Genomic DNA, 23,017 nt, shown 5'->3' with positions numbered 1-23,017 from the left:
GAAATTTATTTAAAGGAGTTAAGATAATGAAGGTAGAAATAAATCTTATTACAATTTGGACGGATGATATAGAGAATATGAAAGATTTTTACAAAAATGTTCTTGGATTTAAAATTAAAAGTGATCTTGGTGGCTATGTTGAATTTGAAAATAGTGGTGTGCGATTTGCAATATGCACAAGAGATACTATGCATGACTATAGCGGAGAATACAATAAATCATCAATTGGGCAGGCTTTTGAGCTGGCTTTTCCATGTGAAAACTCAAAGGATGTAGATGAATCATTTAAAAAATTAATTTCTATGGGAGCAAGAGCAATACATGCTCCAGAAGATATGCCTTGGAATCAAAGAACAGCATTATTTGCTGATCCGGATGGGAATATACATGAAATTTTTGCATATATAAAATAGATTATTAATTATAGTAATTATATAAATTTGAGCATTTATATGGATGTTTGAATTATAGTAATGTGCATTTGCACATCTAAATATGTGCACTGATTTGTTGAAGCATAAATGAAATTAAGATTATAATAAATATAGTTAATATTATATACGAAAAAGCAACGAAGCTTATTTATGTTGATAAGTTTCATTGCTTTTTTTGGCTTATTTTAAAATTGTATTTACCTAAGGAGGTCTTGAAAGATGTATAAATGTAGTTTAGAAAGAATGACAGATAAGATTAAAACATTCTCGACTTTTGGAGATGCAGGTCATGGGGGAATAACAAGATATTCACTATCGCCTGAAGCTATTCAAGCTAGAGAAGAATTTAAAAAGAGAATGGAAGCTATTGGAGCTATAATTGAAATAGATGATTTAGCAAATATGTATGCAACACTTCCTGGAACTGATAAAGATGCAAAAAGAATTGTAATGGGATCACATGTCGATTCAGTAAAAAATGGTGGCAACTATGATGGTATCCTTGGTGTTATGTCTGCTATGGAAGTACTTGAAACAGTTGCTGATCAAAACATACCACATAAGCATCCTCTTACTGCTATGATATGGGCAAATGAAGAAGGTTCTTTATATCCACCTGCAATGATGTGTTCAGGAATTGTATGTTATGATTATTTACCAGAAGACATAAGAGGTAAATTTAAATATGAAGATATGATGAATTCTAAGAGTATTCTTGATTCAACAAAAACATTCGGTGAAGCCCTAGAAAAATCAGGTTTTAAAGGAGACAAGAAGTATAGAATAAATCCAGAAAAATATAAATATATGTTTGAAACTCATATAGAACAGGGGCCAATTCTTGAAGACGCAGGAAATGATATTGGAGTTGTTGATTGTGTACTTGGAATGTTTAATTATAGAGTGAAGCTTTATGGACAAGCGGCTCATGCAGGCACATTTCCAATGACAAAAAGAAAAGATGCATTTTATGCAGCCTCACAGGCACTTTGTTATATACATGATGAAGTTGATAAACTTGGGGTACCTGAGTTGGTTTATACAACAGGTGAAGTTGTATGCCATCCATGTGTACATACTGTTATTCCAGATTTCTTTGATTTTTCAATAGATGCAAGACATGAAGATCCAAAAGCACTTGAAAAAGTATTGAGCATTGTGAAGAGCTGTGAAGAGAAAGAATGGGCAGGATGTAAGTGTGTAGTAGAAAAGGCATGGAATAGAGATACTGTATATTGGGATAAAAAACTTGTAGGATACGTTAAAGAAGCAGCAGAAGAAGCAGAAATTAAACATCAATATATTCACTCTGGTGCAGGGCATGATGCTCAATTTGCAGCATATATGCTTCCAACTACAATGATATTTGTACAATCAAAAGATGGCTTATCACATTGTGAGCCAGAATATTCAACACCAGAACATTGTACTGAAGGTGCAACAGTAATGCTTAATGCAGTTTTAAAAGCTGATGCAGAATAATTAATATTAAATTATTGACAATAACAAGTTGAAATAGTAATATATGTTATAAGACGAGGGTGTTTTTAGAGCCTTTGTCTTTTTTTATATATAAAACTGCTTTTATTTAAAAAAATATAACTTAGGTATTATTTATATAAGAAATGTGAAAGCGATAACATAAGATTGTATTATAATATAAATTTAAATTATAGGATGGTGTCTGAGGTGATAGAATTGAATGTTTTAAGTATAATACAGTTCATTATAATAACTATACTTATAATTATATTAATGTATGAAATTAGCAAAAAGATAATAATATATAAAGAGTGTGATGAACCTATAGAAAAAATTTAATTATGTATTTGCTTCTTGGGCTAAATAATTTTTTGTAACCAATTATTAATAAGCAGTAAGCATGAGAAAATGTTTATTGCTTTTTTGAATATATAAATATATAGCATTTTATTAATAATGAAAGGGGGACATTATAAAATTAAACCTAAAAATAAATTTCTATAAGAAATAATTTATATGTTAGGTTTATGTAATTTTTATAATGGTAATTAATATGGCGATTACAGTGGGAAAATTATTTGGAAATGCGACAATCTTATATCAAATGAAATTATTAGCCGGAAGAAAGGGCCTTAATAATCTTGTAGAATGGGTACATATTATTGAAAATGATGAGGTAAGTAAATTTCTTCATGGCAATGAAGTTGTGTTCACTTCAGGGATTTTAAATAATAATGAAAAGTGGCTTTTAGAGTATGCAGAAAAGCTATATAAATCAGGGACCAGTGCATTTGTTGTAAACCTAGGACCATATACTAAAACAATATCAAAAGATGTAATAGAATTTTGTAATGAAGTTAAGATGCCACTTTATTCTATGCCGTGGGAAACTAGAATGGTGGATGTAACAAGAGATATATGTTATCGTATCATGCAAAAGGAACAAGTGGAAATAAGTCTTGCTACAACAATTAAGAATATTATTTTTAAAATTGGAGATCTGCAGACACAAATATTACAAATGGAGAGATATGGGTATCAAAGAGACAGCAATTTTTGCTTTATAGCTATGTCTTTTGATTTTGTAAATAAAAAAACAAATGAATTTGTTACTAGCAGAATAAAAAAGTGCTCAGAAAGAATAGCAAGAAGTATTCATGAATTGTATATATGTTTTTCATATAATGAATATTGGATGCTAGTTCTTGTAAACTATAGCGATCATGATATTGATAATTTTCTAAACACTTTTTTAAAGAGTGAACAATCAGCTAAGAATGAGTGTAAAATTAATATTGGAGTTAGTAAGAATCAAAATGGAATTGAATTTCAGGCAGAGAATTTTAATAAAGCATTACTGGCGTTAGAAATGGCTAAAAAGAAAAGTAATGGAGTCATATTTTATGATAAACTTGATATTTATAAAGTACTTTTAAACACAAAAGAGAAGAGTGTTTTAAGGGAATATTATGATACTACCCTAGGAATATTGGAGAAGTATGATAAAGAAAATAATACAGATTTAATGGATTTTTTGTACATGTATCTAGAGAACAATGGAAGCCAAAGTCGTGTTGCAGAAAAGCAGTATATTCATAGAAATACAGTCAATAATCAGGTTAAAAAGATAGAAAAAATCATAGGATGTAATTTAATGAACTTAGATGATAAACTTAGGTTATATTTATCATTTTATATTAAAGACATTATATAAAAAGTACGTAGAACTAAGTTTAGTGTATGACAACCGAAATAGAGCTCTCAGTTTCTCTCTGAGTAAGCGATTCACACCAAATGCAAGATTTGGGTTCTCTGCTTATGCTCGCTTTGCTACAAAAAATGAACTAAGAATTCAAACATCAACGATTGTGCTCAAAACCGTTTGAGACCATGTAAAATCGGACAAACAGTTTTGGAACAATCATTGATGTAAGAATTCTAAAGTTCATTTTTTGAATGCAAAGACTCCGCAGAATCTGAGAGCTCTATTTCTTTGTTTTCTCTTACTAAAAAATTTTTTCAGTTAATTTATAATTAAACAAATATATTCTTGAATTAAGCATTAAATATTTAAATATATTAAAAAGTAAAAGATTAATATTTTCTTATTCTTAAGTATATTCCATTTTATCAATATATAAATTTAAAAAGAAAAATTTAAAAAATCTTAAGAATTTACTTATTTATTGCGGGTTACAGAAGATTTATGAACCTTAATATGGTAATAAAATATACCCAATGTATGAATAAAAAATATTATCTATGTAAATAAAAATTAGGGTTTTTGCCCATAAAGATGCTCTAAACGGCATTTACTGTGATATGAGTTTAGATGAAACATTTACGCAATCGAGCCTATCATATATTGAATTTCGGTTATTTAAAACTAAACTCTGATATTATGTCCTTTATTTAATATGTGCAGCTGCACATATATAATTAGTCAGTTATTCATTGAAACACATAAGTACTGGAGTATATAATATGATTATAGAAAACAAGAAAATAAAGAAACAAAGCAACGGAGCTTATTTTATAAAAAATAAGTTCCGTTTTTTTATTTGATGGGAGTGGATAAAAATGAATGGTGAAGAAATTAAAAGCACATTAAAAAAATATAATTTACAATCTTGGAGTAAACAAAGAAATATTGATCCTATTCCAGTTGAAAAAGCTGATGGAATTTATTTTTGGGATTATGATGGCAATAGATATACTGATATGTCAGCTCAACTAGTTAATATGAATTTAGGATTTGGAAATAAGAAAATAGGAGATGCAATTAAAGAGCAGGTTGATAAGTTTTGTTTTGTAGGGCCATCTTATGGTGCAGAATCTCGTGCAAAGCTTGCAAAAAAAATAATAGAGCTAATGCCTGACAATATGGGAAAAGTATTTTTTACAAATGCAGGAGCAGAATCAAATGAAAATGCTGTAAAAATGGCAAGAATGTTTACAGGAAAATCAAAAGTATTCAGTCGTTATAGAAGTTATCATGGATCTTCATTTGGTGCCGGTAATTTAACAGGTGAACCAAGAAGATATGCTCTTGAGCCAGGAATACCAGGATTCGTTAAGTTCTTTGATCCATACGTATATAGAGAAGCAATAGAATTTGAATCTGAGGAAGCAGCAACAAAGTATTATCTAGCTAAACTTAGAGAACAAATTTTATATGAAGGACCAGACAGTGTGGCAGCAATAGTAATGGAAACAATAACAGGCTCAAATGGAGTTATTATTCCACCTAAAGGATATCTTAAAGGTGTAAGAGCATTATGTGATGAATTCAATATACTAATCATATGTGATGAAGTAATGACTGGATGGGGTAGAACTGGTAAAATGTTTGCCTTTGAGAACTTTGATGTTAAACCAGATATTGTAACATTTGCAAAAGGAGTTACATGTGGTTATGTTCAACTTGGAGGAGTTGTAGTAAGTAAAGAAATTGCAGCTTATTTTGATGATAATTTATTATCTTGTGGATTAACTTATAGTGGACATCCTTTAGCTTGTGCAGCTGGTGTTGCATGTGTTAATTATTATGAAGAAGCAAATATCTTAGAGAATGTTAATAAAGTAGGAAAAGTGCTTGGAGAGAAATTAGAAGAATTCAAAGAAAAATATAAATGTGTTGGTGATGTAAGATATATTGGATTATTTTCAGCAATAGAATTTGTAAAAGACAAGAAATCAAAAGAACCAATGGTTCCATATGGTAAAGATCCTGATGGAATAATGGGAAAAATAATTGGTATGCTTAAAGAAAGAAAATTTATGACATATTCTCATGAAAATATGGTACTTATAGCACCACCATTAATAATTACAGAAGAACAATTAGTAGAAGAACTTGCTAAAGTAGATGAAGTGCTTAAAATTATAGATGAGAAATTTATTTAAATATAAAATTAACTAGATTTATTTTTAGAAAGTAGGAGAACAATATGTCATACGAATTTAGTTTGCCAGGACGCACTATTATTGGGGAAAATGCATTAAAAGACAGTGAATCAATTTTAAAAAAGCTTGGTAAAAAAGCATTCATTGTAACTGGAAAAATTGTAACTAAGATGGGAACTGTAAAATTATTAACAGACTGTTTAGAAGGTATTGGAATAGAATATGAAGTGTTTAATGATATTACAGGCGAACCAACAGATACTATGATTGAAGCCGGTGTTAAAGCTTTTAAGGAAACTGGATGTGATTTTTGTATAGCTATAGGTGGAGGAAGTCGATTAGATAGTGGTAAAGCAATTGTAGCAATGACTACTTTAGATGGAAACATTTCAGATTATATGGGAAAAACCATAGAAGGAGATTTTCCACCATTAGTATTAATACCAACTACAGCTGGGACAGGCTCTGAAACTACTAAGTTTACAATTATAACAGATTCAAAAAAAGATATAAAAATGCTTTTAAAAGGTGAAAGTTTATTGCCAAGTTTAGCTATTATTGATTATACATTGTCAATAACTGCACCTAAAAAAGTTACAGCAGCAACTGGTATGGATGCTCTTACACATGCAGTAGAAGCTTATACCTCAAGAAAAGCAAATCCATTAACAGATACTTATGCACTTGCAGCAATAAAGAGAATATTTAAGTATCTTCCACTAGCTTATGAAGATGGTGATAATAAAAAAGCAAGAGAAGAAATGGCACTTGCAGCATTTGAAGCAGGAGTATGTATAAATAATGCATCTGTAACGATAGTTCATGGAATGAGCAGGCCAATAGGAGCACTTTTTCATGTAGCTCATGGAATCTCTAATGCCATGCTTATAAAAGAATGCTTATCTTATGTGTTAGATGGAGTATATGAGAGATTTGCAGATATAGGAAGAGATATAAATGTAGCAGATGAAAATGATAGTGATAAAGAAGCTTCAGAGAAGTTTTTAGAAAAACTTAGTGAACTCTGCAAAATAGTTGAAATTCCAACTTTAAAGGAATATGGAATTGATAAAAATGAATTTGATAAAGTTGTAGATAAGATGGCACAAGATGCAATGGATAGTGGAAGTCCATCAAATACAATTAAAGAGGTCACTAAAGAAGATTTAGTAAAGATATATGAAAAGTTATGGTAACTGAATAACTTTGCAATGACGCAAAACATATGGGTTTTGCGTCATTTTTTTATTCTTTAAGAAATTATATTGCTGAACAAACTGAGGATAACATTTAGAGAAGTATGGCTATATATCAGGTTAATAGCACCTAAAGAACAAAAAATTATTCACTTGCCAGATTTTTCTCACATGCGTTTGAAAAGGCATATGCGTAAAAATAAAGCTTCATCAGAGGTTTCAAGAAGCTAGTGATGGAACCCCTGATAAAACTTGTATAAAAGGAAACTCCTATTAACATTCGTTCATAGGAGGACTATACCACTAAACTCATTCTTCGTTAAGTGTTATATGCCAAGGAAACTCCTATTCACATCCGTTCATAGGAGGGCTATACTACTAAGCTCAATCTTCGCTAAGTGTTATATGCCTAGGAGGGCTATACCACTAAGCTAGTATCTCGCTAAGTGTTATATGCCAAGTTGCCTTTGATTTAGAGTTAAGCTCAGAGCTTTTGGAAAAGGAGGAATTATTAATGAATACTACATTGAATAATATGGAAACAGAATTTGAAGAAAAAGATTACTCAAAAAATATAGAAAATAAAACAGAAATAAAGATAGAAAATCTGAGTATGAAATATCCAAATAAAAATGGTGGGGAGCCAGTTACAGCTCTTCAAAATGTAAATTTAGACATTAAACAAGGAGAATTTATTTCCTTATTAGGTCCATCAGGATGTGGAAAAACAACATTGCTTAGAATCATAGCTGATCTTCTCCAGCCAACCGAGGGAAAAATTACAGTACGTGGAGAGACTCCAAGAGATATAAGACTTAAAAAGAAATATGGAGTTGTTTTTCAAAATCCAGTTTTATATGACTGGAGAACAATAAGAAGAAATATATGTATGCCAATGGAACTTATGGGAATGAAGAAAGCAGAGCGTACTAAACAAGTTACTAAAATGCTTGATCTAGTTGGACTTCAGGACTTTGGAAAAAGATATCCTTATGAGTTAAGTGGTGGTATGCAGCAGAGAGTTGGTATAGCAAGAGCTCTTGCTATTAATCCAGAAATTCTTCTTATGGATGAACCTTTTTCAGCATTAGATGAATTTACTCGTGAGAAATTGCATGTTGACCTTTTAGAGATATGGAGAAAAACAAATAAAACAGTAATTTTTGTAACTCATAATATTTCAGAAGCAGTATTTTTATCAGATAGGGTAGTTGTTCTTTCACCACATCCAGGAAGGGTTTCAACAGTAATTGATATAAATCTGCCAAGACCTAGAGATATGGAGTCAAAGCAAACAACTGAATTTTATGATTATATTACCAAGATAAGAAACAGCTTTGAGGGGGTATAAGAATGAATAGTAAGAAAGAAAAATACATGATTAATACAGTATGGGCTGTTGGAATTTTTGTTCTCTGGGAACTTACAGCATTCCTTCTAGATGGTGTATTACATGACCCAATGGCAGAGGCCAAACTTCCATATCCACATATGGTCATTATATCTTTAATGCAGAATTTTTCTGATTTAATGAGTGCAGCAGGTCTTACTCTTTCAAGAGCATTTATGGGATTTGCCCTTGGTGCATTAGTTGGATTTGTATTGGCAATTATTATGAGCTTATCAAAAATTGCTGAAAAAATAGCACTTCCATATTTAGTTGTTTCACAAATGATACCAGTACTTGGACTTGCTCCGATTATATTTACACTTGCTAAAGATATGAATTTATCAAGAATAATAATATCTGGATACATTACATTTTTCCCGGTTTCAGTAAATATGCTCAGTGGATTAAATAGTGTTGAAAGTGAAAAGAAGGAACTTTTATATTCATATGCAGCAAAGAAACCAAGTATATACTGTAAGCTTATGATTCCTTATTGTCTTCCATATTTATTTGCAGGATTAAAGATAGCAGCACCAATGTCAATAACAGCATCAATATTAGTAGACATGCTTGGATCAAGTGGAGGAATTGGAGTAAAACTTCTTTATTCATTATATTCAGGAACAAAGGACATATTTTGGAGTTCTGTGCTTACAAGTGCTCTTATGGGGATTTTAAGTTATTTCATAATAGTATTTTTAGAAAAGATATGTATGCCATGGAGAAAAGAAGCAGCGTAAGAAGGAGTGAGAGCAAATGTCAGAAAAAATAAAAAGTGTATTATGGCCTTTAGGCTTTGGAATATTAATTATTGCTATATGGCAGATAGGAATTATTCATGATTTGCTAGGGTTTAAGCCGTTTCAATTACCTGTGCCATCTATGATTATAAAAACACTGCATACAAATTTTGCAAAAGCATTGTCTGATACTATGATTACAGTTTCAGGAGCATTAACAGGACTTGCTTTAGGGTGTTTTATTGGATTTATAGTTGCAGTAATAGCTACTTTATTTCCAAAATGGGGATATACAGGACTTACAGTAATATCAGCATTTAATGCAATTCCAATTGTAGCATTATCACCTATTATGAATAGATGGTTTGAAAATGGTTTTGGACAAAAAGTTGGAGTTGTAACAGTTGTGTGTATGGCAGCCATGGCAATAAATGCTTATGATGGACTGAATAATCTAAGACCATTTGCAATGGATCTTTTGGATTCATATGCAGCAGATACTAAGACTAAATTTTTTAAACTTCGTCTTCCAAATTGTATTCCAAGTATATTAACAGCTTTAAAAATTAATGCAGCATCTGCACTTATGGCAGCTATGATCAGCGAATACTTTGCAGCATCAACATCAGGAATAGGTTTTGGAATAAAAGACAATTTGAGAAAAGGAATGATGGCAATGGGCTGGTCATACATAATAATGGCAGCTATAGTTGGAATTATTCTTTATTTAATTATTACATTGGTAGAACGCAAAGCTATTAAATGGCATGCTTCACAACGATAAATTATGTTTGTTTAAAAAGGAGGAAATATTATGAAAAAAAGAATATTATCTATGCTCTTAGCAGCAGGAATGATGGTTATGATGCTTGCAGGATGTGGATCTTCTGATTCAAAATCTTCTGATGCACAAGGTACTCAAACGGAAACTAAAGAAAGTGGGGATACAGAAAAGAAAGACGGGGAATTAGACAAAGTTAAACTTCAATTAAAATGGCTTCCACAGTCTCAATTCATGGGATATTATGTAGCAGCAAATAAAGGATACTATAAAGAAGAAGGACTTGATGTTGAGATACTTCCAGGTGGAAGTGATATAATTCCAGAACAAAATGTTTATAATGGCGTAGCTGATATTGGTGTAACATGGGTATCAAGCTTAATGACATATCAAGCTCAAGGATATGAGCTTCAAGAAGTAGCACAACCATTTCAAAAATCAGGATTTTTATTAGTATCTAAGAAAGATAAAGGAATAAATTCACCAGCAGATTTAAAAGGAAAGAAAGTTGGTAACTGGTTTGGTGGTAATGAATATGAAGTTCTTGCACTTTTAGAAAAATATAAGTTAGATAAAAATTCAGACTTAGAGCTGGTACAACAAGATTACACAATGGATCAAGTACAAGAAGGCTCAATAGATGTAGCATCAGCTATGACTTATAATGAATTTGGTTTATTACTTGAAAATGGTATTTCAAAAGATGATTTAAATGTAATTGACATGAATGATGAAGATGTTGCAATGCTTGAAGATTGCTTATTTGTTAATTCTGAATGGGCATCTAAAAATGAAGATGTATTGGTTAGATTTTTAAGAGCTTCAATTAAAGGATGGCAGGATGCATGTAAAGATCCAGATGCAGCAGGAAAGATTGTTTATGATGTAGATCAATCAGTTTCTTTAGAACACCAAACTTACATGGCACAAGAAGTTGCAAAGTTAGTATCACCAGAAGGATTTGATTCAAGTAAAATTGGTCAAATTGATATGGATGCTGTTAAACAGACAGCTAAATTCTTAAAACTTTACAATAAAGACTTAGCAGGTGATCCAGTAGTTGATGATACAACATTTGCTTCAAAGTATTGGGATGAAGCTACAAAATAGAAGTTAATTTATCTCTAGGATTGCTTTTTAAATCCTAGAGATTGAACTATATAAAATCTTGTAAGAAATAGAAAGTATAATTTTCACTTTATAAATTATAAATCTAAATATGGTTTAAAAGAGTTAAATAGCTTATTAAATACATTTAAGGGAGGAGAATATAATATGAAATTAATTATAAAAAATGGAACAATAGTAACACAATCTGAAAGTTATAAAGCTGATATATTAGTTGAGGATGGGAAAATATGTGCAATAGGAACTGCTTTCAATGAAGATGGAGCAAATGTTGTAGATGCTTCAGGAAAGCTTGTATTACCAGGAGCAATTGATGCACATACACATCTTGCAATGCCATTTGGAGGTACAGTATCAGCAGACAACTATCTTGCAGGAACAAGAGCAGCAGCATGTGGTGGAGTTACTACAGTTTTTGATTATCCAATGCAAAGAAAAGGCAGTGGAATAATTGAAACAATTGAAGCAAGAAAAGAAATGTGTGACGAAGAGGCATGTGTAGATTATGCATTCCATTGCTGTATAACAGATTTAAATGATGGGGCTATATTAGATGAATTTAAAGATGCTGTAGATTATGGTGTAACAAGTTTTAAATGTTTCTTGGTTTATAAAAAAGAAGGAATGATGGTGGATGATGGTACTTTGGTTAAAATTCTTTTAAAAGCTAAAGAAACAGGGGCAATTACAAATATCCATGCAGAAAATCCAGATGTAATTGATTTAAATATTGAAAAGTTCTTAAAGGAAGGAAAAACTTCAGCTTGGTATCATTATTTAAGCAGACCAGAATTTGTAGAAGCAGAAGCAGATAAAAGAGCAATTCACTGGGCAAAATCAGTAGATGCGCCATTGTATTTGGTTCATATGGCAGACAAAGAAGGATTAGAAGCAGCAATTGCTGCTAAAATGGATGGAAATGATATATATATTGAAACATGTCCACAATATTTGGAATTTACATGTGATGTTTATAAAAGAGAAGATGGAAGAAACTTTGTATGTTCACCACCAATGAAAGGACAAGAAAGTCAAGATGCACTTTGGAAAGCTTTAAAGACAGGTGCAATTGATACAGTAGCTACAGATCACTGCCCATTCCAAAGCTATGAAAAAGACTGGGGAAAAGATGATTTCACAAAGATTCCTAATGGATGTGCAGGTGTAGAAAATCTATATCCATATATGCTATCAGCAGCTAATGAAGGTAAGTTAAGCTTCAACAGAGTAGTAGAATTATGTTCTTTTAATCCAGCTAAAATATTTGGATGTACTGAAAAGGGTTCAATAGCTGTAGGAAAGGATGCTGATATTGTTATTTATGATACTGAAAAGGAATTTACAATTTCAATAGATAATATGCATTCAGATTATGATCATACAATCTGGGAAGGTAAAAAACTTCATGGATATCCAGTAATGACTTATGTGCGTGGAAATTTAGTATATGATAATGGTGAATTTGTTGGAAAGCCAGGACTTGGAGAATTTGTGAAGAGAGAAGGCAGAAAATAAAATTACTAATATTAGGAGGCATAAAGATGAGCAGTTTATATAAGGATATTACTTTAAGAGAAGATGTAGCAGGATGTTTACTTTGCAGAGATGCACCTTGTACAAAAGCTTGCCCCTACATGGTAGAAGTGGATAAAATTATACGTTCACTGCGATTTGAAAATAAGGCAGGGTCAGTTAATAAACTGCCAGATGTACTTCCTTGTGATACTTGTGAAGATAAACCATGTAAGGAAGCTTGTTTAAAAGGAAAACTAAATACTCCTGTACAAATTGATAGAATAATGAAAAATATTTCAGATGAAACTAAGATAAAAGAAAAAGAAGTTGACTTATCAATAGATTTCTGTAATGTTCATTGTGAGAATCCATTTTTTCTTTCTTCATCAGTAGTTGGAAACAATTATGAAATGGTAGCAAAAGCATTTGAAATGGGTTGGTCAGGTGTTGCATTTAAAACAATAGGTTTATTTGTACCTAAAGAAGTTTCACCAAGATTTGCGGCTTTAACTAAAGAAAATGTTCCATTTGTTGGATTTAAGAACATTGAACAAATATCAGATCATACACTTGAAGAAAATGTAGGATTTATAAAGCAGTTAAAGAAGAACTATCCAACAAAAGTAATAGTAGCATCAATTATGGGACAAAATGAACAAGAATGGACAAAGCTTGCAGAAATAATGACTGAAGCAGGTGCTGATATAATTGAATGTAATTTTTCATGTCCACAAATGGTTGAAGAAGGATTAGGATCTGATGTTGGACAAAATCCAGAACTTGTAGCCATATATACAAAAGCAACAAGAAAAGGGACAAAGCTTCCAATCTTAGCAAAAATGACACCTAATGTTGGACGCATGGAAGTGCCAGCAATGGCGGCAATGGAAGCAGGAGCAACTGGGATAGCTGCTATAAATACCATTAAGAGTATTATGAATGTAAATTTAACTAACTTTGAATCAGAACCGAGTGTAGAAGGAAAAACAAGTATAGGTGGATATTCAGGAAAAGCTGTAAAGCCTATTGCATTACGTTTTATAAACGATATGAAGAAATGTGAGAAATTAAAAAATGCTCCCATAAGTGGAATGGGCGGCATTGAAACATGGAGAGATGCATGTGAGTTTTTAACATTAGGATGCGAAAATCTACAGATAACAACGTCAGTTATGCAATATGGATACAGAATTATTGATGATTTAATAAATGGATTAAAATTATATTTATCTTCAAATGACTATAAAAGTGTAAATGATATTATTGGAAAAGCATTACCTAATATTGTACCTGCAGATAAGTTAGAAAGAGATAGTATTTGTTATCCGAGATTTGATATGGAGAAGTGCATCGGATGTGGTCGTTGTTATTTATCTTGTTATGATGGAGGACATCAGGCTATTAAAATAAGTGAAAAAAATAATAAACCTGTTCTCATAGTTAATAAATGTGTAGGATGTCAGTTATGTGTTACAATTTGTCCAGCAGAAGCTATTAAACAAGGGAAAAGACTCCCAAAGAAATAATATTTACAAATCTAATAAATAAGATTTGTAAAACAATAGCTTGGTAGGATTGAGAGATGCTAACAACAAATTTAGAACGAATGGCTGATAAAATAGAAACATTTAATAAATTTGGAGATACAGGGAATGGTCGAATAACAAGGCTTTCTTTATCACCTGAAGAGTTAGAGGCAAGAGAAGAGTTATGTAAAAGATGCAGAAACCTCGGAATGCAGATACAAACAGATGACATGGCTAATATTTATGCTACACTTAAAGGCGATTTATTTGATTCATCAATAATAACTGGTTCTCATTTAGATTCTGCTAAAGAAGAAGAGCATAATGAAACAATAGGTGTTCTAGCGGCTCTTGAAGTTATTGAAACAATTGTAAAAGAGAAAATACCTCATAGACATTCAATAACACTTGTTGTATGGACAAATACAAAAGGTTCACGTTTTTATCCCCCTATGATGGCATCTGGTATCATTTGTGGTAAATTTGAGAAGAGCGTTATGATAGATTCTATAGATTCAGAAGGAGTTACATTTAAGGAAGCACTAGAAGCAAGTGGATATATGGGAACAATTGATAATAGGGTGAATTCAGAAAAATATATAGGATTTATAGAGGTTGCCATAGAGCAAGAGCGAGACCTTGAAAAAGAAGATATTGATATGGGAATTATTGAAGGCTCTAATGACAAAAAAATTTTTTATCCAGAATTTATTCAAAGTATTGAGAAAAATATAGAAAAGTATGGATATACAAGTACGAAAATATATAGTGATTGTGAATATAACTCGAAATTTATTTCTGATATTATTCCCACTGCAATGATACTTGTTCCACGTACAAAAAAAAATGATTTTATTGAACAATGTTGGAAAGGTGCTAATGTATTATTGCAAACAATTTTAGATATCGATAAAAATCATTAGATATTATGAAAAACAGGGTTATTTTACATGAAATAAATATATTGTGTAGAATCAGAGTTTAGTGGGAAATAACCGAAATTCAATATATGATATGCTGATTGTAGGGAATTTTCAGCTAAAAATTCTAATGGCAGAGGCTGCGTCCAAAAATGTTTGCTCCAAAAAGCAAGTTTTTGGACAAACAATTTTGGAACAGCCTCTGCCAAAGAATTTAAAAGCTGAAATTTCCAATACAATACTACGCATATTCATATATTGAATTTCTTTGTTTTTCTCTAAAATCATATATACTCAATTTATTTTAATTATGATTAATGTTTTTTATATTCTATGCCTTAAAGTATATCTTCTAATCAATGGATGTAACTTATGAAGTTACTATAAAAATCACATTAACCAGCATAGAATAAGCAAATTCGTAAGAATATATATTCTGATATTTATAAATCTATATCTTTTTAAAAATGATAAAATATTAACCTTTTAAATCTTTAACATATATAAATAACTATTCCTTAATTTAAAAATGTATTTATGTATAGCAACAATAATACCACTACTCTGAATTTAGATGAAACAAAGAAATAAAGCTCTTATGTTGGCGGTGTCTTGCATTCAAAAATGACGCTTTAGAATTCTTCATGTAGACTTGTTCCACAATTGTTTGTCCAATTTTACATTGGTGCAAACATTTGTGGGTACAATGTCTGCATGTTTGAATTCTTAGCTTCATTTTTGTAGCAAGCGAGCCACACATAAGAGCTTTATTTCGGTTATTCCAATCTAAACTTTCTACGTCCCTTATTTAAGGTTAGTATAATAGAAAAGGAAATGTTTTATGAGTCATAAAAACCATGATGATTCTCTCAATAAACTACTTAAAAACCAAAAATATGTAGAATGTATTGACATGGAGCTAAAAAAGTGATAAACTGAAAACGTAGTCAAAAAGGAAGCCTAATGAAAGCTCCTAAATGACTGCAATAAAAAAATAATATTTAGCGTGTTACTGATTCGATCAGGCATAAGCATGAGGAAAATAATAGAATAAATGTAATATTTGTTTATAATATTACACGTTTTGTACATTACTATTTAGGTATTATACTATTTTACATGATTAAATTCAGTGTACAAAAATGTGATGAGATATAAACAACTATTGTATTATTTTATTTCCGAGTGTTTATGTCTTTTTTTGTTTTGGTAACAAATAAAAAAATAGGAGGTATAAAACATGGTAGGAATTATTCTTGCTAGTCACGGAGAATTTGCTAAAGGTATAATGCAGTCTGGTTCAATGATTTTCGGAGAACAAGAAAATGTTAGAGCTGTTACATTAATGCCAAGTGAAGGACCTGATGATCTTAAAGCAAAAATGAAAGATGCAATAGCATCCTTGGACAACCAAGATGAAGTCTTATTCTTAGTTGATCTCTGGGGAGGTACACCATTTAATCAGGCTAATGGTCTATTTGAAGAACATAAAGACAAGTGGGCAATTGTAGCTGGATTAAATTTACCAATGCTTATTGAAGCTTATGGTGCACGTATTTCAATGGAATCTGCACACGAAATTGCGGCTTATATCACAAACTCCGCTAAAGAAGGAGTCAAAGTTAAGCCTGAAGAATTAGAACCAGCTGATGCTGGCAATGCTTCTGGAGATTCAGCGGCACAGTCTAATTCAGGTGCACCTGGATCATTTGAGTATGTTTTGGCTCGTATTGATTCACGTCTACTTCATGGTCAAGTAGCAACAGCTTGGACAAAGGCTATGCATCCTACAAGAATCATTGTTGTTTCTGATGGAGTAGCAAGGGACAAGCTTCGTAAAAATCTAATTCAACAAGCAGCTCCTCCAGGAGTTAAAGCTCATGTTGTACCAGTTGATCATATGATTAAACTGGCAAAAGATGATCAGCATTTTGGTGGGCAACGTGCAATGCTTCTTTTTGAAAACCCACAAGATGTACTTAGAGTTGTAGAAGGTGGAGTACCTTTAAAGACAATTAATGTTGGTTCAATGGCTCACTCTATTGGTAAGGTTCAACCAAACAAAGTGCTTGCTTTTGATCAGAACGACATTGATACATTCAAGAAGTTAGAAAAATCTGGCCTTGATTTTGATGTTCGTAAAGTGCCAAGTGATTCAAAAGGTAATATGAATGAAATTATGAAAAAGGCACAAGAAGAATTAAATAAACAAAAATAATTTAGTTAGATAAAGTTAGATAAAGAAGGAGGATAACAATTATGGATTTGAATATAGTTCAAATTATATTAGTCATTATTGTAGCATTTCTAGCTGGTGTAGAAGGTATCTTGGATGAATTCCATTTTCATCAACCAGTAGTTGCTTGTACATTAATTGGCTTAGTTACAGGTAATTTAGTACCATGCCTAATCTTAGGTGGTACTCTTCAAATGATTGCTTTAGGTTGGGCAAATATCGGTGCTGCTGTAGCACCAGATGCAGCGCTTGCATCAGTTGCATCGGCAATCATTCTAGTTCTTGGAGGACAAGGTGAAGCAGGAGTTGCTTCAGCAATCGCTCTTGCTGTTCCTCTAGCAGTTGCAGGTTTATTATTAACAATTATTTGTCGTACTATTGCTACAGCGTTTGTACATTTCATGGATGCTGCCGCTAAACAAGGAAATATGAGAAAAGTTGAAATATGGCATGTTATTGCTATTTGTATGCAAGGTGTACGTATTGCAATTCCAGCAGCCTTGATTTTAGCAATTGGAGCTGCTCCAATTAGTTCATTACTTAATTCTATGCCTGCTTGGTTAACAGATGGTTTAGCAATCGGTGGTGGAATGGTTGTAGCTGTTGGTTACGCAATGGTAATTAACATGATGGCTACAAAAGAAGTATGGCCATTCTTTGCAATCGGTTTTGTATTAGCAACTGTTTCACAAATTACACTTATCGGACTTGGTGCAATAGGTGTTGCTTTAGCTCTTGTTTACTTGGCACTTTCTAAACAAGGTGGTTCAGGTAATGGCGGAAGCTCAAATACAGGAGATCCAGTCGGGGATCTCATTGATAGATACTAAGAAGGGAGAGGACATAAAATGGCAAAAGAATTAAAATTAACAAAAAAAGATCGTATTTCTGTTTGGTTGCGTTCAACTTTCCTTCAAGGTTCTTGGAACTATGAAAGAATGCAAAACGGTGGATGGGCATTTGCAATGATTCCTGCAATCAAAAAATTATACAAGACTAAAGAAGAAAGAGCAGATGCATTAAAACGTCATTTAGAATTCTTTAACACTCACCCATATGTAGCTTCACCAATCATTGGTGTAACATTAGCTTTAGAAGAAGAACGTGCAAATGGTGCACCAATCGATGACATAACTATTCAAGGTGTTAAAGTTGGTATGATGGGACCTTTAGCTGGTATTGGAGATCCAGTTTTCTGGTTTACTGTTAAGCCGATTTTAGGGGCATTAGCTGCTTCCCTTGCTATGAGTGGTAATATACTTGGACCATTTATTTACTTTTTCGCTTGGAATATTATCCGTATGGCATTTATGTGGTATACACAAGAGTTTGGTTACAAAGCAGGATCTCGTATTACCGAGGATTTATCTGGTGGTATATTACAAGATATTACAAAAGGAGCATCCATCCTTGGTATGTTCATATTAGGATCATTGGTTAACAGATGGGTATCTGTAAGCTTTGCTCCAGTAGTATCATCAGTTAAGTTAAGTGAGGGTGCTTACATTGACTGGAGTAGTCTACCAGCTGGAGCAGAAGGTATAAAACAAGCTCTAATGCAACAAGCATCTGGTATGTCATTAACTCCGGAAAAAGTTACAACATTACAAAATAACTTAGATTCATTAATTCCTGGTCTTGCAGGATTATTAATCACACTAATTTGTATGTGGTTACTTAAGAAGAAAGTATCTCCAATTATTATTATCCTTGGATTATTCTTAATTGGTATTGTATTCCACTTAATTGGATTAATGTAACATTTTTGTTTTGCCTGGGCTTTTAGCTCAGGCTTTGTTAATATAAAATAAAAAAATAATCTTTGGAATATCAATTAAATGAATCAGTAAAATATAGTTGCTATTAATCAGCTTTCTGATCATTGATATAAAATGTATAATATAAATAAAAGTACTTATAATCAGAAAAGAGGTAGGATAGATGGTTCAATCACTTAATACAAAAGTGGACCTTACAATTGATGCAACATCTTTTGCGGGGCTTACAGACTATGGGAAAATAATGATTGGCGATAAAGGGTTTGAGTTTTATAATTCTCGTGATCCTCGTAAATTCATTCAGATTCCATGGGAAGAGGTTGATTATGTAATTGTATCGATATTGTTTAAAGGCAAGTGGATTCCACGATATGCAGTCCGCACAAAGAAAAATGGTACTTATACCTTTGCTTCTAAAGATGCAAAAAGAGTACTTAGGACTGTTAGAAATTATGTAGATCCAGATCATATAGTTTCTTCATTAAGTTTCTTTGATGTGCTGAAGCGATCAATAAAATCAATATTTAATAAAAAATAATATTAGTTTTCACAATAACCCCACAAAATCTATAGTATTTTTGTTGGGGTTATTGATTTTTGAAAATGAAGTATTATTGAATTAGTTTTTAAAGGAGTTTGTCAAAAAATCTATAGCAAATTCCAATTAGATGGTAGTTATAATATTCTTATGCCAGGGAATTATACAGTTGCAGAAAATAAACTTCCAAAATAGGAAGAAGAACGAAGAGTAAATGCTTAAGAATTTTGTATAATTACTATAATGAATATTAAAAATGTAGTAATATGTTAAGGTACAAATTAAATAACAAAAGTTAAGTGGTGAATAGCATGGAATTAAGAAAATCATCAAAAAGTGATATTGAAAGTATAATGAACATAATACATCAAGCACAAAATTATTTTAAGAAAAAAGGTATAGATCAATGGCAAAATAACTATCCCAATGAAGATACCATACTTGCTGATATTAATAATAAAATAAGTTATGTTTTAGTAAAAGACAATAGTATTGTTGGAACAGCGGCAATATCTTTTGATAAAGAAAGAACATATGATTTTATATATGAGGGGAATTGGATAAGTAATGATAAATATGCTGTAATTCATAGAATAGCTATTGATAACGAATATAAAGGTTTGGGTTTATCAAGTCTAATTTTAAAAAGTGTAGAAGAGATGTGCAAAAATAAAAATATAATGAGTATAAAGATCGATACACATGAAGAAAATTTATCAATGCAAAAATTTCTTAAAAAAAATGGTTTTAAATATTGTGGGGTAATTTATCTAGAAGATAGAAGCAAAAGGATAGCATTCGAAAAAATATTATATTATTGAATCAACTCTTAAAATGCAAGAAAATATTAGTGATTTACAATAAATTTCAAATATATAGCATATTTATATTGACCTGGATATACCTTTAAGAGTTATACTATATTTATAAAGAATATTATTATATAAAATGGGAGGAATAGAAATGGTTAATTTTAAATTTAATGCTTATACTGAGATGCTATTTGGTAAAGGACAAATCTCCAATCTTCCAGAGGTATTAAAAGGATATGGTAAAAATGTGCTTTTAGCTTATGGTGGTGGAAGTATAAAAAGAAATGGCATTTATAACACAATAAAGGAGCTATTAAAGGACTTTAATATAGTAGAGCTAGATGGTATTGAACCAAACCCAAGAATTGAAACAGTAAGACGTGGTGTTGAGCTCTGCAGAGAAAACAATATAGATGTTGTATTAGCAGTAGGTGGTGGTAGCACAATTGATTGTTCAAAAGTCGTTGCAGCAGGAGTAAGTTATGAAGGTGATACTTGGGACTTAGTGAAAGAACCATCAAAAATAGATAAGGTACTTCCAATAGTAACAGTTTTAACAATGGCAGCAACAGGTTCAGAAATGGATCAATTTGCTGTTATATCTAAAATGGATACCAATGAAAAATTAGGTACATCTTCATGGAATATGATACCTAAAACTTCTATTTGTGATCCAGAATATTTATACACATTACCAAGTATTCAAACAGCAGCTGGAACTGCTGATATTATGTCACACGTATTTGAAGAATATTTTAGTAAAACAACTGATGCTTTCGTTCAAGATAAATTTGCAGAAGGATTATTACAAACTTGTATTAAGTATTGTACTATAGCTTTGAAAGATCCTGAAAATTACGAAGCACGTGCAAATTTAATGTGGGCTAGTTCAATGGCACTTAATGGACTTTGTGGAAGTGGAAAAGAAGGGGCTTGGAGCTGTCATCCTATAGAACATGAATTAAGTGCATTTTATGACATAACACATGGTGTTGGTCTTGCCATAGTAACTCCAAGATGGATGAGATATATTTTAAGTGAAAATACGGTGGATAAATTTGTTGAATATGCAATAAATGTATGGCATATGCCTGTTAAAGAAGATAAGTTTGCTCTTGCTAATGAAGCAATAGATGCAACAGAAAAATTCTTTAAAGACTGTGGTATTCCTATGACATTAGAAGAACTTAACATAGATGAAACATATTTTGATAATATGGCAAAAGCTGCTGTTTCGCATGGTGGTTTAGCTTATGCTTATGTTCCATTAAATGAAGGTGACGTACGCAAAATTTTAGAAATGTGTTTATAGTATAATTCTAAGAATATTTTTAAAAAGTGCTTTTAAAAATTATTTTAAGAAATATGAATATTTATATTAGTTTCGAAATATTCATATTTCTTTTTATATATGTTGAGATAATAAAATTTCGTTTAAGATGTTTACAGGATAAGTAAATACCAGCATATAAAATGTAGAAAAGTAATTGCAACATATATATATAATTATAGATTTTAAGTTTATATAATATATAAGTTCTAATTAACAATTTACAATATATAATTGGCAACTACTGTTGAAATATTTTTAAGATTTCTTAAATTGCATACAGATTATTTATTGGAATATATATATTGAAATTTAATAAGAGAATTAGTATTTTTGTGTAGACCTAAGTTTAAATATATACAATAATTATTCAGTTTAAATTGAATAGTAAATATATAATAAAAAATATTGACTATAATAAATCAGCGTGATAAAATTAAAAATTAGCAAAAAAAATCTAAATATGATATAATAGATATATCATGCAATTTAGGAGGAGATTTTTTTGTTTAACATTGGAGATAAGGTGGTTTATCCAAGCCAAGGAATAGGGGTAATAAGTGACATTGAAAAAAGAGAATTTAAAGGTGAAAAGCAAGATTATTATAAAATAAAAATTTTTAATAATACTATGATATTAAGTTTACCAGTTAGTAGAGCTTATGTATCAAACCTTAGATTAGTAAGTGATTCAGAGGCTATAGATAGAGGATTGGAAAGTATTAATAATGCTATGTCAGAGAAGAATGAATATAAGGAATATACATCAAAAGAGCGAATGGCTGCTAATTCAGAAAGGGTAAAATCAGGATCGCTAAGAGGTACTCTAGAGGTTATATATGATTTAACTCAAGTTAAAATAAATAGTAAATTAAATGCAGCAGAAAAGCAGGTTTTAAAAAATGTTAAAGATTCTCTAATTGAAGAAATTTCTTATGCAAAAGAATTATCAATAGAAGATTCAACTAATTTATTAAAGAAGGCAATAAAATATTAATAAATTATAATAAGGTGATTCTGTACAACATAAATAAGGGACGTAGAATCAGAGTTTAGTGGATAACAACCGAAATTCAATATATGATATGCTCGTATTGTAGGAAAATTTGAGTTAAAAATTCTACAGACAGAGGCTGTGCCCAAAAATGTTTGCTCCAACAACAAGTGTTTGACAAACAATTTTGGAACAGCCTCTCTCTAAGAATTTAATAACTCAAATTTTCAATACAATACTACGCATATTCATATATTGAATTTCTTTGTTTTTCTCTAAAATAATGGTGTATGATTTTTCTTGATTATAAT

19 protein-coding genes are annotated in these 23,017 nt (G+C 31.1%); all 19 read left to right on the top strand.

Features of this window, described 5'->3' with window-relative positions:
- Window positions 1-26 precede the first annotated feature (26 nt).
- The 19 genes from CNEONATNEC86_RS13535 to CNEONATNEC86_RS13445 all read left to right on the top strand — a co-directional run bounded on the left by CNEONATNEC86_RS13535 (window position 27) and on the right by CNEONATNEC86_RS13445 (window position 22,709).
- Window positions 27-413 carry a VOC family protein gene (locus CNEONATNEC86_RS13535; RefSeq protein WP_159136201.1) on the top strand — a complete coding sequence of 129 codons (387 nt, stop codon included), beginning with the start codon at window positions 27-29 and terminating at the stop codon, window positions 411-413.
- A gap of 240 nt (window positions 414-653) precedes the next feature.
- Window positions 654-1,916: a Zn-dependent hydrolase gene (locus tag CNEONATNEC86_RS13530; RefSeq protein ID WP_159136200.1), complete on the top strand. Its 1,263-nt coding sequence runs from the start codon at window positions 654-656 to the stop codon at window positions 1,914-1,916.
- A gap of 553 nt (window positions 1,917-2,469) precedes the next feature.
- Window positions 2,470-3,630: a PucR family transcriptional regulator gene (locus CNEONATNEC86_RS13525; protein WP_125148531.1), complete on the top strand. Its 1,161-nt coding sequence runs from the start codon at window positions 2,470-2,472 to the stop codon at window positions 3,628-3,630.
- A gap of 866 nt (window positions 3,631-4,496) precedes the next feature.
- Window positions 4,497-5,822, top strand: a complete 1,326-nt coding sequence (locus CNEONATNEC86_RS13520) for an aminotransferase class III-fold pyridoxal phosphate-dependent enzyme (RefSeq protein WP_159136199.1) — start codon at window positions 4,497-4,499, stop codon at window positions 5,820-5,822.
- Window positions 5,823-5,866: 44 nt separating this feature from the next.
- Window positions 5,867-7,018, top strand: coding sequence for an iron-containing alcohol dehydrogenase (locus tag CNEONATNEC86_RS13515; RefSeq protein WP_159136198.1), 1,152 nt, complete (start codon window positions 5,867-5,869; stop codon window positions 7,016-7,018).
- Window positions 7,019-7,553: 535 nt separating this feature from the next.
- Window positions 7,554-8,369: an ABC transporter ATP-binding protein gene (locus tag CNEONATNEC86_RS13510; RefSeq protein WP_125148932.1), complete on the top strand. Its 816-nt coding sequence runs from the start codon at window positions 7,554-7,556 to the stop codon at window positions 8,367-8,369.
- A gap of 2 nt (window positions 8,370-8,371) precedes the next feature.
- Window positions 8,372-9,148 (top strand): ABC transporter permease, encoded by a 777-nt coding sequence (locus CNEONATNEC86_RS13505; protein WP_125148528.1) that lies wholly within the window; start codon window positions 8,372-8,374, stop codon window positions 9,146-9,148.
- A gap of 16 nt (window positions 9,149-9,164) precedes the next feature.
- Window positions 9,165-9,932 carry an ABC transporter permease gene (locus CNEONATNEC86_RS13500; RefSeq protein WP_159136197.1) on the top strand — a complete coding sequence of 256 codons (768 nt, stop codon included), beginning with the start codon at window positions 9,165-9,167 and terminating at the stop codon, window positions 9,930-9,932.
- A 30-nt stretch (window positions 9,933-9,962) separates the two neighbouring features.
- Complete coding sequence (locus CNEONATNEC86_RS13495; protein WP_125148526.1) at window positions 9,963-11,039, top strand: ABC transporter substrate-binding protein; 1,077 nt, start codon at window positions 9,963-9,965, stop codon at window positions 11,037-11,039.
- 165 nt (window positions 11,040-11,204) lie between these two features.
- Window positions 11,205-12,572 (top strand): dihydropyrimidinase, encoded by a 1,368-nt coding sequence (gene hydA, locus CNEONATNEC86_RS13490; RefSeq protein WP_159136196.1) that lies wholly within the window; start codon window positions 11,205-11,207, stop codon window positions 12,570-12,572.
- 26 nt (window positions 12,573-12,598) lie between these two features.
- Entirely contained in the window at window positions 12,599-14,098 is a 1,500-nt protein-coding gene (gene preA / locus CNEONATNEC86_RS13485; RefSeq protein WP_125148524.1) for an NAD-dependent dihydropyrimidine dehydrogenase subunit PreA, read from the top strand.
- 56 nt (window positions 14,099-14,154) lie between these two features.
- Entirely contained in the window at window positions 14,155-15,021 is an 867-nt protein-coding gene (locus CNEONATNEC86_RS13480) for an amidohydrolase (protein WP_159136195.1), read from the top strand.
- Window positions 15,022-16,258: 1,237 nt separating this feature from the next.
- The gene (locus tag CNEONATNEC86_RS13475) at window positions 16,259-17,236 is read left to right on the top strand and encodes a mannose/fructose/sorbose PTS transporter subunit IIA (protein ID WP_125148522.1); all 978 of its coding nucleotides are present in this window, start codon (window positions 16,259-16,261) and stop codon (window positions 17,234-17,236) included.
- 41 nt (window positions 17,237-17,277) lie between these two features.
- Window positions 17,278-18,084 carry a PTS mannose/fructose/sorbose transporter subunit IIC gene (locus CNEONATNEC86_RS13470; protein WP_058295712.1) on the top strand — a complete coding sequence of 269 codons (807 nt, stop codon included), beginning with the start codon at window positions 17,278-17,280 and terminating at the stop codon, window positions 18,082-18,084.
- 18 nt (window positions 18,085-18,102) lie between these two features.
- Window positions 18,103-19,014 (top strand): PTS system mannose/fructose/sorbose family transporter subunit IID, encoded by a 912-nt coding sequence (locus CNEONATNEC86_RS13465; RefSeq protein WP_058295711.1) that lies wholly within the window; start codon window positions 18,103-18,105, stop codon window positions 19,012-19,014.
- A gap of 181 nt (window positions 19,015-19,195) precedes the next feature.
- The gene (locus CNEONATNEC86_RS13460) at window positions 19,196-19,570 is read left to right on the top strand and encodes a DUF956 family protein (protein WP_125148521.1); all 375 of its coding nucleotides are present in this window, start codon (window positions 19,196-19,198) and stop codon (window positions 19,568-19,570) included.
- Window positions 19,571-19,881: 311 nt separating this feature from the next.
- The gene (locus tag CNEONATNEC86_RS13455) at window positions 19,882-20,391 is read left to right on the top strand and encodes a GNAT family N-acetyltransferase (RefSeq protein WP_159116500.1); all 510 of its coding nucleotides are present in this window, start codon (window positions 19,882-19,884) and stop codon (window positions 20,389-20,391) included.
- A gap of 142 nt (window positions 20,392-20,533) precedes the next feature.
- The gene (locus CNEONATNEC86_RS13450) at window positions 20,534-21,694 is read left to right on the top strand and encodes an iron-containing alcohol dehydrogenase (protein ID WP_159136194.1); all 1,161 of its coding nucleotides are present in this window, start codon (window positions 20,534-20,536) and stop codon (window positions 21,692-21,694) included.
- Between the two features lie 523 nt (window positions 21,695-22,217).
- The gene (locus CNEONATNEC86_RS13445) at window positions 22,218-22,709 is read left to right on the top strand and encodes a CarD family transcriptional regulator (RefSeq protein ID WP_058295704.1); all 492 of its coding nucleotides are present in this window, start codon (window positions 22,218-22,220) and stop codon (window positions 22,707-22,709) included.
- Window positions 22,710-23,017 lie beyond the last annotated feature (308 nt).

The sequence above is a fragment of the Clostridium neonatale genome (assembly GCF_900465025.1).
Lineage (GTDB): Bacteria > Bacillota > Clostridia > Clostridiales > Clostridiaceae > Clostridium > Clostridium neonatale.
Note: the sequence above shows the minus strand (reverse complement) of the source record. Positions and strands in the feature narration are given on the sequence as shown.